Origin of the sequence: Chitinophaga arvensicola (assembly GCF_900110835.1) — a bacterium.
GTDB classification, from domain to species: domain Bacteria; phylum Bacteroidota; class Bacteroidia; order Chitinophagales; family Chitinophagaceae; genus Chitinophaga; species Chitinophaga arvensicola.
The window spans coordinates 3,950,942-3,963,974 of record NZ_FOJG01000001.1 but is presented as its reverse complement, the minus strand read 5'-3'; the positions used below and the strand labels follow the sequence as shown (position 1 = coordinate 3,963,974).

The window sequence follows — 13,033 nt, the reverse complement described above, 5'->3', positions numbered from 1 at the left end:
CCGTTAACGCCCAAAGTAAGCAATCAACCTGGCTGCTGTTCCAGGTAAGTTTTCACTTCTTCTACCGTTTTCCTGGCAGATCTGCCCACACCAATCAATGTGGCAGATGCAAAACCTGTCCAGTTACCATAGCCCACCAACCAAAGCCCGCTAATACCTGTCACACGGGTATCGTTCGTGGCTACTTTTCCACTGGGTTGTACAATACCGGTGGCGGCGAGGTGTTGTAAGGCGGGCTTAAATCCGGTACAGAAAATAACGGCATCTGCTTTTTCTTCGTGTCCATCTGGCCATACGAGACCATCTGATGAGAAGTGTTGAAAAGGGCGTAGTGTCTGTTGATACACACCTCTTGCCCTCGCTTCCTGCACCACAGGCACGGCCACGATATCTCCGAGCGAGAGTGGCTGATATGCTTTGCCCAGTTTCTTCGCTTCATATTGTTGCGTAGCGGCGTCGAACAGGAATTTACCATCAATATTATCGGGAAGAAACACCGGTTCTTTTGTAGTGATCCATAGTGTATCCGTTACTTTCGAAACTTCTGCGAGAATCTGCGCACCGGAATTACCTTCGCCGATAATGGCGGTCCGCTTGCCAGCAAAGGCATCCGGCTGGCGGTATGAAGACGAATGGATACTCACACCTTTGAAATCTCCCGCACCTGCTATTTCAGGTATAAATGGATGAGCATAGGTACCGGTAGCACTGATGACGACTTTGGCGGTATAGCTCCCGGCGGAGGTATGTAATTCAAAGCCTCCATTTTGCGGAGTTACCTGGTATACGGTAACCGGACGTTTTACGGGCAACTGGTACCGTTGTTCATACTCCTGTAAATAACTGATGGTGGCGGCCCTGGAAGGATAATGCGTTGTTCCTCCGGGCATCAGGATACCGGGCAGCGAACTCCATTGTGCAGGAGAAAAAAGGTGAAGGGAATCCCAGGCGTATTGCCAGGCTCCTCCTGCTTCCGGGCTACTGTCGAGCAGCAGGTAACGCAAGTTCGTTCTGCGAAGAAAATAGCCCACAGCCAGAGCGCTCTGGCCGCCCCCGATCACAATCACGTCATACCCGGTTTCCTGTTTGTCCATATGCCTGTATTGAAATACGACGAAGGTATTTTAGAGGCATTGCTCCACAAAATCTTTCGTGTAATTTTTTATGATATTGCGCACCTGCCGGAACGCTGATACGATCTCTTCTTCCGTGCCGATTGCTTTTGCCGGGTCCGGAAAATTCTCGTGCAACTTAATGGCGGAAGAAGGGAAAAAAGGACACCTTTCTTTTGCATGATCACATACCGTGATGACATAATCAAAGTCAATGCCCTGGTATTCGTTGATGTGATTGGACGTATGCATGGAAATATCAATGCCATCTTCTGCCATGGTGGCAATAGCGCGGGGATTCACACCATGTGTTTCCACGCCGGCGCTGAATATTTCCGCCTTATCTCCGGCAAAATAGCGCAGATAACCTTCTGCGATCTGGCTGCGGCAACTGTTGCCCGTGCAGAGTACTAAAACTTTCTTCATATAGTTGTTTTTATAAATCAGCAACAACCGCCTCCGGGTGTGCAGGAATCTTTTGTTACAGGTGTGCCGCAGGTATCGCCCCGGTCTATTGCTTTACATTGGGTGGCATCCGGTTGCAGGTTTACGATCAGTTGTTCCCCATCCAGTATAAATTCTTTAGGATACATCTGACGCGTATCAAAAGCGGCATTTCCAAATTCCACTTTCACCGTTGCCCCGGGATGCAGATCGATGTGCTGTTCTACGAGATGAACGATCTTCATCGCTTTACTGGCGATCATGGCACGATCTGTTTGTACTTCTTCCGGCTCCCATAATTGCACGATGATTTCGGTCCATGCATTCATCTTACCGCCACAGTCAACGGAGGTAACAGGCGCCTGTTTGATTTCCGTGATATGATAAGAAGGTGCCACCAGTTTACCGGCTGCATATTGAAACTGTAATACCCTTTCCGGGTGTTTTTCCAGCTGGTTTTTGAACGTTTGCCAGGTCATTTTTTCATTACTCATGGTAGTATAGATTTTAAGTGTTTTGAACAAGCGGACGATACCAGCGTTTGCGCAGCCAGTAAGCCACGTTTACCAGGGCAATCAGTGCAGGCACTTCTACCAGCGGACCAATTACGCCTACAAAGGCCTGCCCCGAGTTGATACCAAATACGCCGATGGCAACCGCTATTGCCAGTTCGAAATTGTTGCCGGCTGCCGTAAAAGCGATGGCGGTATTTTTGGAATAATCGGCCCCCACGGCCTTTCCCAGGATAAAACTCAGCAGGAACATCAATATAAAATAGATCAGGAGCGGGATGGCGATCCTCACTACATCCATCGGGATCTGCAGGATCAGGGCGCCTTTCAGGCTGAACATCACCACGATGGTAAATAATAAAGCGATGAGGGTAATGGGAGAGATAAAAGGAATAAATTTTTCCTGGTACCATACTTCTCCCTTTATGGCGATCCCGGCATACCTGCTGATGATGCCGGCTGCAAACGGAATACCCAGGTAGATACCAACGCTCTTCGCAATTTCACCCATAGCAATATTTACGTTCATCGCCTTCATACCCAATATCTCAGGCAACCAGGTCATAAAAAACCATGCATATCCGCTGTACAGCAATACCTGGAAAATACTGTTGAGCGCCACCAGCCCGGCGGCATATTCCCGGTTACCATCTGCCAGTTCATTCCATACCATCACCATCGCGATGCAACGGGCCAGGCCAATCAGGATAAGGCCGGTCATGTATTCCGGGTATCCGTGCAGGAACAATACCGCCAGGCCAAACATCAGCAGGGGGCCAATCACCCAGTTTAGCAGCAGCGACAACGACAATACCTTTGTATTGCGGAATACGGCGTTCATCTTTTCGTATTTCACTTTTGCCAGTGGCGGATACATCATCAGGATTAATCCGATGGCCAGCGGAATGTTGGTGCTTCCGGAAGAATAAGATTCGATAAAACCAGCCGATGCCGGGAAATAATAACCGATGCCTATTCCCAGGCCCATGGCCAGGAAGATCCATAAGGTGAGATACCTGTCTGAAAAGCTGAGCTGCTTTCGTTGTGCCGGATTACAATTTTGCATGTGGCGTGTCATTTACGGGTGACTGCAATCAATTGTATAATTGCAATATTACGATGATATAGTATAAAAAATAATGGCAATAGCCTTTCCTGCTGTCTGCTTTTTCAGCAGCAGGATATAATAATGTTTATCTTTTTAAAGAAAGCTTTAGCAGCAGGATCGCATATCTCCTGCCCCTTAAAAAAAGTCGGTTTGCACCGCTAGCAGCAGGATTTAATATCCTGCACTTCCGTAAAGAAGGTCCCCAGAATTTTATGATACTGGTTCCATACCTTCGGATTAATGCAATAACACACACTGGCGCCTTCAATGGTACCCTGGATCAGACCGGCGATTTTCAATTCCTTGAGATGCTGCGAAGTAGTAGCCTGGGCCAGGCCAAGTTCCTCCACCAGGTCGCCGCAAACGCAGGCATTCTTTTTAACGAGGTACTGCAAAATGGCTATCCTGGCGGGATGCGCCAGCGCTTTCGCCATATTGGCAATGTCATTCTGCTGTTTGGTGAATAAATCTGATTTCGTTGCGCCCATAATACCGGTGTCGTTTATCGTATCGCAATATTACGATTAGTCTTTGAATTAACCAATACTTTTTTAAATAGTGCTCCCGACTGTCATTCATGATCACAAAACACCCTTCCGGAAAACATGATCAGTTTTTCGTGAACACCAATTGCTCCTGGCTGTTATCATTATCGTCTTTCAACTTAATCTGGGTATCATTGATGCTGATAATAACCCAATCGTCCGTCAGTTCACCCAATGGCTTGTTGCCATCGCCTTTGGCGCCGAAATCTATATTGTAGCGCGCATTGCCGAAACTCCAGCTGCCGCTTTTCTCCACACCACCCTTTGCCGCTACGGCAGTGCCATTGCTGTTGAATGTAAACGTGTAGCCATTGAAGTCATTGGTATTATTCTCCCCTCTTTCGGAAAACAACGTCACTTTCCAGCTGCCTTTCGACGGCGCACTGGTATCTATCTGGGGTTGATCATCATTGTTCCTGCTACAGGCGGAGATAAGCATAACGCAGGTAGTGAGAGCGGGCAGCCAGTTACGTATTTGCATATAGGTTGTCTATTTTGGTTATCATTCAATACGGATATTCACGCGGTATGGTTGCTATAAAAAGAAAAATATTGCTTAAAAATGTACAAACAAATGCACAACGGGCAATGATTTCCACAAAAAAAACGGCACAAAAAAACTGCGTTTGCCGCATATTCAATGATGCATTTAGGGCATCAGAAATTATATATAAACAACTCATTTTCAACAATATTAAGTATAAGTCAAGCCAAGAAAACCGGTTCCATACGCCGCAGTTTGGTGCGATATTCGTCGTGGTAGAGCCGGATCAAATCGTATGACGATGAACAGGAAAATCCTAATCACAGAAAACGATGTTGATATAAAAATGCTTTTATCATCATTGTTGAGACGACACTATGACGTAAGTTTTCTGGAAGATGCAGACATCCTTTTACAGGGACAATTTGAGACGCCGGATCTTTTCGTACTAAGCACGCATCTATCTGATGTGGACGTATCGAAAGTATGCCAGTATCTTAAAACAAATAAGGCGACGAAGGATATTCCTATTCTGATTATTGCGGGTTCTCAGGATCTCGACTTTATCCGGCATGCATGTCCGGGTGACGACTTTATTATGAAGCCGTTCTCCGGGCCAGAACTACTTGCGAGGGTACATATAGCCATTGATCAGAAAATAAGCCGGTAATAATTACCGGCTTATTTTTTTATACATATCATGGCACCGGCTTTGCTTAGAAGCTGGTCTATGGAAACAAAAACATATCCGGGGAAACCTTTCCCTTTAGGCGCTACCTGGGACGGTGAAGGTGTTAACTTCGCCCTGTATGCAGAAAATGCCACCCGCGTAGAATTATGCCTTTTTGATACCCCCGATGGAGAAGTGACAGCTACCATCCGGTTGTCCGACAGAACCAGCAACGTATGGCATGTATACCTGCCCGGAGCCAAACCCGGACTTCCCTACGGATACCGCGTACACGGGCCATACGAGCCTTCGGAAGGCCACCGGTTCAATCCCAACAAACTACTTATCGATCCATATGCAAAAGCCATCAGTGGTACTATCAACTGGCATAATTCGCTCTTTGGTTATGAACCCGGTCATGCCGATGAAGATCTCAGCTACAGTGAAACCGATAGTGCCCCTTTTCTTCCCAAGAGTGTGGTCATAGATCAGCAGTTCGACTGGGGCGACGACAAGCCGCCAAAAACATCTTACCAGGAAACTATTATTTACGAAACCCATGTAAAAGGTTTTACCAAATTACATCCGGGCATTCCGGAAGAGATACGCGGCACCTACAAAGGCATGGCGCATCCTGTTACGATCGATTATATCCGTCAGCTTGGCGTAACCGCCGTAGAGCTCATGCCTGTGCATCATTTCGTGGCAGACCGGCACCTGGTAGATAAAGGACTGACCAATTACTGGGGATATAACAGCATTGGCTTCTTTGCACCCGATGCACGTTATGCGGCCTCCGGTACCTGCGGAGAGCAGGTCGCCGAATTCAAGGAAATGGTAAAGGCCCTGCATGCCGCAGGTATTGAGGTAATACTGGATGTGGTATATAACCATACCGCAGAAGGCAATCACCTAGGCCCCACCCTTTCCTTCAAAGGAGTAGACAATGCCGTATACTATCGCCTGACGGACGACAAACGCTATTACATGGATTATACAGGCACCGGCAATACGTTGAATGCCCGGCTGCCAAATGTACTCCGCCTCATCATGGACAGCCTCCGCTACTGGATCACAGAAATGCATGTGGATGGATTCCGCTTTGACCTCGCTGCCACACTGGCCCGGGAACTTCATGAAGTAGACCGCCTCAGTGCCTTCTTTGATATCATTCACCAGGACCCGGTTATTTCACAGGTAAAACTGATCGCAGAACCCTGGGACATCGGCGAAGGCGGCTACCAGGTGGGCAAGTTCCCTCCCGGATGGGCCGAATGGAACGGAAAGTACCGCGATAGTATCCGCGATTACTGGCGCGGCGCCGACAGCACCCTGTCGGAATTTGCATCCCGCATTACCGGCAGCGCCGATCTGTATAAAGAAGATTACCGCCGCCCCACCGCCAGCGTCAACTTCATCACCGCACACGATGGATTTACCCTGCAGGACCTCGTATCTTACAACGATAAACACAATGAAGCCAACGGAGAAGATAACAACGACGGCGAAAATCATAACCGCTCCTGGAACTGTGGGAATGAAGGCCCCACGCACGACCCGCTGGTGAATACGCTGAGAGACCGGCAGAAAAGGAATTTCATTGCCACCCTGTTTTTATCACAGGGCATTCCGATGTTACTGGCAGGCGATGAAGCAGGAAGAACACAACAAGGCAACAACAACGCCTATTGCCAGGATAATGAAGTAAGCTGGGTAAACTGGGAACAGATGGACTCCGCACTGATCGACTTTACCAAAAAAGTAATCGCCCTGCGGCAGCAACATCCTATCTTCCGTCGTAAACGCTGGTTCCGTGGCCAACCCGTAGAAAGTGTAGGCGTAGAAGATATTGCCTGGTTCCTCCCCGAAGGCGATCATATGTCGGAAGAACACTGGGATACCGATTTCGCCCGCTCCCTCGGCGTATACCTCAATGGCCTGAGCTTACGCACCCGCGATGCCAAAGGGAATAAAATCCTGGATGATAGTTTTTACCTGATCTTTAATGCGCATCATGAAGAACTCAACTTCCAGCTGCCTCCCGCTGCATATGGTGAACAATGGCAACTGGTGCTGGATACCGCCACTGAAGAAACCGGCGCCACTTATCCCGCTGCTACACAGATAACCGCCGCCGGCAGATCATTGCTGTTGTTAATGAAGGAAGAAAATAAATCAGTCTGATATCTTTTTCAATAAAGCCACCGGGAAGCGATCCAGTAAAGCCAATGGAAGCTTCCCGTCCACGGCCCCGATACTTTCCCCCGTAAATATATCCTGCCATTGCCCCTGGAAAGCACTATCCAGTAATAAATAACGTTGCTCAAACACCACCTCCTCCGGTAATGCCGCCAGCACGATACATTGATCGTTTCCATATTGTCTGGCATAAGCAATCAACGGATCCTGCTGCCCGCTCAATGCAATATAGTCGCCCTGCTGAAACAAAGCCCCATTTGCTTTCCGGAAGGCCAATGCCTTACTCACCACAAACATTTTCTCCCAGCCTAAACGCCGGTTTTCAGTCAGCAGCTTAAACAAAGCCACCCTATCTTCCTGCTCCTGCTGTTGCAGGAGCGATAACATATTCATACGGCTGATATAATCTACCAGCCTTCTGTTGTCCGGATCTACAAAACTGAAATCCCATAGCTCGCAACCCTGGTAAATATCAGGAACACCCGGCGCCGTGATCTTCAACACCTGTTGACTCAACGCATATTGCGCTGCGCGCGGATGGATCTTTTCCATGAATGCGCGGATACTTTCAATAAAAGTATGTGATGGATCAAACAGCCGTTGAATAAAAGCAAGACAGGTATTTTCGTAATCTTCATCCGGCGCAGCCCAGTTACTCCGTTCCTTGGCTTCGCGCAAGGCTTTGATCAGGAAGTCTGATAACCGTTGGATAAAATCTTCCGAAAGATCTTCGTTCTCCGGATAACCACCTATGATACTCTGGTAAATAAAAAATTCATCGTTCTTTGCCGGTAATGCTGCTTCGCCGAAGCTACTGTTCATCTCATGCCATTGCTGCAACTGCTGGATCCAGGTATCGGGCAACAGGGTGAGCATATTGATACGGATGCGCGCATCCTCTCCTCTTTTGGTATCGTGTGTAGCAGTGGTGTTCAATGCGCCTGGAAACTGTTGCTGCCGCCTGATACTGCGTTCATGAAAAGCCGCAGGAGAGCAATGATGGCCTACCGGTGCATCTCCTACTTCATTGTGCGACAACAACGCATTGTACACATAAAACACGGTGTCTTCCACGCCTTTCGCCATCAGCGGCCCTGTAAACTGCATCATTCTTTTCAGGAACTTCAGAGCTACGGAAGGTCTTTCATAATCTTCCTGCCACCAGGTATGCAGCAACCGGAACTCTTCCGACAAAGCAGGGGCATGATCTGCCGCCAATGCCAGCGCAGTTTCCAGCACGGATACATCTCCCGGAGGTAATGGCCAGGATTCGGGGTAGATGCGATATACCGGCATGCACACCATCCACAATCCCAGCGCCGCTTTCAGCTTCTGGCGATCCGTTTGCCTCGGCGCCAGCTGGTATTGGAACAGGAGCCATACCAGGTTGTCCCATTCTGCCCCCAGCTGCGTTTGCAGGATCATCGTTTTTTTCTGCTGCACCAGCTGACCATACTTCGCCAGTTCAGGAAACTGCCCCCGGTAAAAGCGACTGATCTTTTCCTCTCCCAACGTATTCGTAAGCAGGTGATTCACATCCGCCAGAAATTCGTAACCGGTGGTGCCATTCAGCTTCCAGTCGCCCGGCAGCGACTCCCCTTCCGCCAGGATCTTTTCCGCAATGATATAACAGTCCTCTCCGAATGCTTCGCGCAATCTTCGTATATACATGGCCGGTTCCAGTAAGCCGTCAATGTGATCAATACGCCATCCCTGGATCAGTCCTTCCCCGTATAATTCCAACAGGAAGCGATGCCAGGTATCAAACACCGCTTTATCTTCCATCCTCAGGGTAATAAGACCGTTCACCGTAAAGAAGCGGCGGTAGTTGAGCTGCTGTTCCGTTTCCCGCCAATAGGTGAGCAAATAAAACTGATGCTCCAGGAGTAAGTGCAACAGCGCTTCGTGGTGGTTTACCTGTGCTAAAAAATCGTCCGGCGTATGGCCGGCAAACAGGGCCTGTTTGCGTTGCTGCCATTCTGCCGCAGGCAGGTGCAGGTGGATATCATGTTTCAACTGTTGCAGGAGTGCTTTTATCTCCGGTTGTAATTCTTCAAAGGCGTCGAGTAAAATATCATAAGCGGGGGCCGACAAAGGAAAAGACATGCCAGCGGCATCGATCACAAATCCATTTTCACTCACCGCCAGCCGGATCTGTTTCGCGGCGATGGCTTCCGTTAAAGGTTGCCCCAGGAAAGGAATCATCAGCCGCCCGTGCAAACGCGGATCATGATGCTCCCAGTCGATATCAAAGAAATGATACCAGGGCGATACCGGTCCTCTTTCCAATGCGTCCATCAGCCAGGCATTGCCGGGATGCAGCGCCATATGATTGGGCACAATGTCCTGTACCCAGCTCATGCCACGTTGCTGCAGCGATGCGCTGATGCGGCGGAGGTCTTCCAGTGTACCGATCGCCGGATTGATGCGATGGGGGTTGATGCCATCGTAGCCGTGCATGCTTCCCGGCACCGCATCAAAGATGGGCGACGCGTATATGGTGGTAATACCCAGCTGTTGCAGGTAATCGAGTATTTCTTCCAGGTGTCTGAAAGTAAATGTTTCATTAAACTGTATGCGGTAGGTAGTTAGTGGTAAGTTTGTGTCAGTTTTCATAAGCAATGATTTCATAAACTACGGCCGACAAAGGCGATATCATCAACGGCTGATCATCAGCTACCGCTGTATTGGTACCCGGGCCATTGAATGCCAACGCAGCAGAGTCAAATAGCAGGCGTAACTTTCCATAAGTTGTATAAGACAGTTCGTGACTGGTAATACCTGCATTAAAGACGATCAGCAATGCTGCCGCGTCTTTACTTCGTTCCAGCACCAACAAGTCTTCACTATTGGTATGATGTACGCGGGTGGCTTCCCTTGCGGTATTCAACAATGCGGGAGTGTTCTTCCGCAACAATAACAGTTCCTTATAATAACGCAGGAGCGCCGCATGATGCCCCTCCGCTGTTTGCCAGCTTAATTTACTTTGTGCAAAAGTGTGGGTATCCTGCGGATCAGGAGCTTCGCCGGTATGTGCAAACTCTTGCTGCCGGCCTTCTCTCACGGCCTTTATCAGATCGGCATCTCCATGAGAGGTAAAAAACAGGAAAGGATTTTTTTCTCCATATTCTTCCCCCATAAATAACAAGGGAATAAAGGGAGATAATAATACCGTGGCAGCAGCCAGTTTCAGCGCTTCAAAGGAGAGCAGGACAGATAGGCGCTCGCCCATCATCCGGTTGCCGATCTGGTCATGATTCTGTGCAAAGACCACAAACTGATGAAATGGGTTATTGACCGGCTTACGGCCAAATCTTCTTTTGCGGTGAACAGAATATTCACCGGTATATACATACGCGTTTTCAAAAGCGTGGCGGAGGTGTTCAATACTACCAAAATCTTCATAATATCCCTGCTGCTCACCGGTAAGCCGGCTATGCAATGCATGATGAAATTCATCGGCCCATTGTGCATCCAGGCCATAGCCGCCTGCTTCCACGGGGTCAATAAAACGGGGATTATTCAGGTCGATTTCCCCGATAAGCAGTTTCCGCATTCCCGTGCGTGCTTCCAGTTCCTTTACGGCCACCGATAATTCCTGTGTGAAGTGTATGGCACTGTTATCTGAAAAAGCATGTACGGCATCGAGGCGAAGGCCATCGATATGAAATTCCTCCAGCCACATCAACGCATTCTGAAGGTAGAATCCACGTACACCGTCGCACCAGGGTTCATCAAAATTGATAGCATCTCCCCAGGGGGTTTTGTATCTGCCGGTGAAATAAGGACCATAGTCGTAGAAGTAATTCCCTTCCGGTCCCTGGTGATTATACACTACATCCAGAATTACGGCTATGCCCAGCGCATGTGCTGCATTGACGAGCATTTTAAGATCATCCGGTGTGCCGTAACTGTTTTGTACCGCGAACGGATATACGCCGTCGTATCCCCAGTTGCGTTCGCCGGGAAACTGTGCTACCGGCATCAGTTCTATCGCAGTGATGCCGAGTTCTTTCAGGTAGTCGAGTTTTTCACGGATGCCGGAAAAGGTACCGGGAGCAGAAAAAGTACCGGTATGAATTTCGTAGATGATGAGTTCCGTTGCGGCCAGTCCCTTCCAGTGCTGGTCTGTAAATACAAATGTTTCGTCCGGTATGGCAGAGGGGCCATGTACTCCTTCCGGCTGCCAGCGGGAAGCAGGATCCGGGCGCTGCAAAGCACCATCCAGCAGATACAGGTAACGTGCGCCGGGATATATATCCGTAACCGTTAGTTCCCAGTATCCTTCGGCAACGGCCTTCATGGGCAGCGTCTGATCGGGCAGCACCAATGCCACTTCTTTCCGGAAAGGCGCCCACAGGCGAAAAGTGGTAGTGCCATCCGGAGCGCTGCGGGCGCCGGCTAAAGGATATTTATTCATGAGCAGAACGGTTATATAGTTGAGTCCATTTCTTTAAACGGTTCATGGTTTTCTTATCAAATTCACCGGGCAACATTCTCCAGGTCCAGTGTTGACCTTCCCCGGCAGGTGTGTTCATCCTGGCTGCTGCGCCAAGTCCAAGTACATCCTGCATAGGCAATATCGCAGTAGCTGCCACGGAGGCATAGGCGAGGCGGCCGAGCAACAGGTGTGCTTTTTTCTTCCCGGGATTTACACCGGTATATTGTTTCAGGTGCCCCGTTTCCAGTGGACCGGCCTCCTGCTGCCACCAGCCGAGTGTTGTATTATTATCGTGCGTACCCGTGTAGGCGTAACAGTGAGTCGGGTATTGATGCGGGATATGCTCGCTTTCCGGCATATCTTTTCCGAAAGCAAACTGTAATACTTTCATACCGGGCAAACCGGTTTTATCCCGGAGGTCTGTTACCGCAGCATCGATAGCGCCAAGATCTTCTGCTACGAAAGGATTATCCGGGAAGGCGCTGATCATGGCTTGCAACAGATCGCTGCCGGGGCCGGGTTCCCAGGTACCTGTTTCTGCGGTGGGCGCCTCTGCCGGTACCTGCCAGTAAGCGGCAAAAGCCCGGAAATGATCCAGGCGTAAAAGGTCGAACCAGTGCAGGTTGCGGCGGATACGTTGCAACCACCAGTTATAGCCTGCTGCTTTCATCTGTGCCCAGTTGTAGATGGGCATATTCCATCGTTGGCCGCCCGCATTGAAATAATCCGGTGGCACACCTGCTACGCTGGTCATCTGTCCTTTATCGTCCAGCAAAAAAAGATCGCGGTGGCTCCATACATCTGCGGCGGCATGACTGATATAAAAAGGCAGGTCACCAAACAGGGCGATGGAGCGCTGATGGCAATAATCTTTCAGTTGTTGCCATTGCCGGTCAAAAATAAATTGCCACCACTGCTCTTTTAAAGCAATGACGGCATATTCGCTGTTGAGAGTGGCTTCTTTTTTACGGTCGGCCGCCGGCCATTCCTGCCAGGGCTTATTGCCATATTTCACCGTAAGGGCTTTGTGGGTAGCATAGCTTTGCAACCAGGCTTCTTCCTGGATGCAGAAGGCTTCGAACTCCGCGTGGAGTGCCGGGAAAGAACCGCTGCTGAAATTCAGCCAGGCAGATTCCAGCATCGCTACTTTATAACGGGCGGCAGTGGCAAAATCGACCGCACTGGTGGACGGCTGCTGGTATTTAAGCAGACTTTCCGCTTCCAGCAAACCTTCAGTGACCAGCAGGTCCGGACTGATCAGCAAGATATTGCCGGCCATGGCAGACAATGCGCTGTAAGGCGAACCATTGCCTGCATCGATCGGGTTAACAGGCAGCACCTGCCAGATACGCTGACCGCTTTTCTGCAACTGATCCGCAAACGTCCTGGCAGCCGGCCCCATATCTCCTATTCCAAAAGGACCCGGCAAAGAAGTTAAGTGCAGGAGGATGCCTGCCTTCCTTGCCGGTTTGCCAGCAGGTGGTAATGCCATATGTTGCGTATTTTAATGGTAAAAAC

At 49.4% G+C, this 13,033-nt stretch carries 11 protein-coding genes; 2 read left to right on the top strand and 9 right to left on the bottom strand.

Features of this window, described 5'->3' with window-relative positions:
- Positions 1-23: 23 nt before the first annotated feature.
- The 6 genes from BMW79_RS16305 to BMW79_RS16280 form a co-directional block, all read right to left on the bottom strand.
- Complete coding sequence (locus BMW79_RS16305; RefSeq protein WP_089896513.1) at positions 24-1,094, bottom strand: ArsO family NAD(P)H-dependent flavin-containing monooxygenase; 1,071 nt, start codon at positions 1,092-1,094, stop codon at positions 24-26.
- A 30-nt stretch (positions 1,095-1,124) separates the two neighbouring features.
- Positions 1,125-1,538, bottom strand: a complete 414-nt coding sequence (locus BMW79_RS16300; RefSeq protein ID WP_089896917.1) for an arsenate reductase ArsC — start codon at positions 1,536-1,538, stop codon at positions 1,125-1,127.
- A gap of 17 nt (positions 1,539-1,555) precedes the next feature.
- The gene (locus BMW79_RS16295) at positions 1,556-2,050 is read right to left on the bottom strand and encodes a DUF6428 family protein (RefSeq protein ID WP_143059180.1); all 495 of its coding nucleotides are present in this window, start codon (positions 2,048-2,050) and stop codon (positions 1,556-1,558) included.
- Positions 2,051-2,063: 13 nt separating this feature from the next.
- The gene (gene arsB, locus BMW79_RS16290) at positions 2,064-3,134 is read right to left on the bottom strand and encodes an ACR3 family arsenite efflux transporter (protein WP_089896509.1); all 1,071 of its coding nucleotides are present in this window, start codon (positions 3,132-3,134) and stop codon (positions 2,064-2,066) included.
- Between the two features lie 200 nt (positions 3,135-3,334).
- On the bottom strand, positions 3,335-3,664 hold the full coding sequence (locus BMW79_RS16285) for an ArsR/SmtB family transcription factor (RefSeq protein WP_089896507.1): 330 nt from the start codon (positions 3,662-3,664) through the stop codon (positions 3,335-3,337).
- Positions 3,665-3,785: 121 nt separating this feature from the next.
- Positions 3,786-4,202, bottom strand: a complete 417-nt coding sequence (locus tag BMW79_RS16280; RefSeq protein ID WP_143059179.1) for a hypothetical protein — start codon at positions 4,200-4,202, stop codon at positions 3,786-3,788.
- A 304-nt stretch (positions 4,203-4,506) separates the two neighbouring features.
- Between BMW79_RS16280 and BMW79_RS16270 the strand changes: the two genes are divergently transcribed.
- Together BMW79_RS16270 and glgX are read left to right on the top strand one after the other, a co-directional pair.
- Positions 4,507-4,875, top strand: a complete 369-nt coding sequence (locus tag BMW79_RS16270) for a response regulator (RefSeq protein ID WP_177192200.1) — start codon at positions 4,507-4,509, stop codon at positions 4,873-4,875.
- A gap of 60 nt (positions 4,876-4,935) precedes the next feature.
- Complete coding sequence (gene glgX / locus BMW79_RS16265; RefSeq protein ID WP_089896916.1) at positions 4,936-7,059, top strand: glycogen debranching protein GlgX; 2,124 nt, start codon at positions 4,936-4,938, stop codon at positions 7,057-7,059.
- On the opposite strand, the gene treY is transcribed toward glgX, so the two are convergent.
- The 3 genes from treY to malQ are packed head-to-tail and all read right to left on the bottom strand — an operon-like array spanning position 7,051 to position 13,007.
- A complete protein-coding gene (gene treY, locus BMW79_RS16260) occupies positions 7,051-9,690 on the bottom strand; it encodes a malto-oligosyltrehalose synthase (protein WP_177192199.1) in 2,640 nt (879 codons plus the stop codon). The genes glgX and treY overlap by 9 nt on opposite strands.
- A complete protein-coding gene (gene treZ, locus BMW79_RS16255) occupies positions 9,680-11,494 on the bottom strand; it encodes a malto-oligosyltrehalose trehalohydrolase (RefSeq protein WP_089896498.1) in 1,815 nt (604 codons plus the stop codon). Before treZ ends, treY begins: the two co-directional genes overlap by 11 nt.
- Positions 11,487-13,007, bottom strand: a complete 1,521-nt coding sequence (gene malQ, locus BMW79_RS16250) for a 4-alpha-glucanotransferase (protein ID WP_089896496.1) — start codon at positions 13,005-13,007, stop codon at positions 11,487-11,489. Before malQ ends, treZ begins: the two co-directional genes overlap by 8 nt.
- Positions 13,008-13,033: the final 26 nt, after the last annotated feature.

Bases quoted from the DNA above. Each gene is read 5' to 3' on its own strand.
- arsB (WP_089896509.1), bottom strand. From the start codon at position 3,134: ATGCAAAATTGTAATCCGGCACAACGAAAGCAGCTCAGCTTTTCAGAC.
- BMW79_RS16295 (WP_143059180.1), bottom strand. From the start codon at position 2,050: ATGAGTAATGAAAAAATGACCTGGCAAACGTTCAAAAACCAGCTGGAA.
- glgX (WP_089896916.1), top strand. From the start codon at position 4,936: ATGGAAACAAAAACATATCCGGGGAAACCTTTCCCTTTAGGCGCTACC.
- treY (WP_177192199.1), bottom strand. From the start codon at position 9,690: ATGAAAACTGACACAAACTTACCACTAACTACCTACCGCATACAGTTT.
- BMW79_RS16305 (WP_089896513.1), bottom strand. From the start codon at position 1,094: ATGGACAAACAGGAAACCGGGTATGACGTGATTGTGATCGGGGGCGGC.
- BMW79_RS16300 (WP_089896917.1), bottom strand. From the start codon at position 1,538: ATGAAGAAAGTTTTAGTACTCTGCACGGGCAACAGTTGCCGCAGCCAG.
- malQ (WP_089896496.1), bottom strand. From the start codon at position 13,007: ATGGCATTACCACCTGCTGGCAAACCGGCAAGGAAGGCAGGCATCCTC.
- BMW79_RS16270 (WP_177192200.1), top strand. From the start codon at position 4,507: ATGAACAGGAAAATCCTAATCACAGAAAACGATGTTGATATAAAAATG.
- BMW79_RS16285 (WP_089896507.1), bottom strand. From the start codon at position 3,664: ATGGGCGCAACGAAATCAGATTTATTCACCAAACAGCAGAATGACATT.
- BMW79_RS16280 (WP_143059179.1), bottom strand. From the start codon at position 4,202: ATGCAAATACGTAACTGGCTGCCCGCTCTCACTACCTGCGTTATGCTT.
- treZ (WP_089896498.1), bottom strand. From the start codon at position 11,494: ATGAATAAATATCCTTTAGCCGGCGCCCGCAGCGCTCCGGATGGCACT.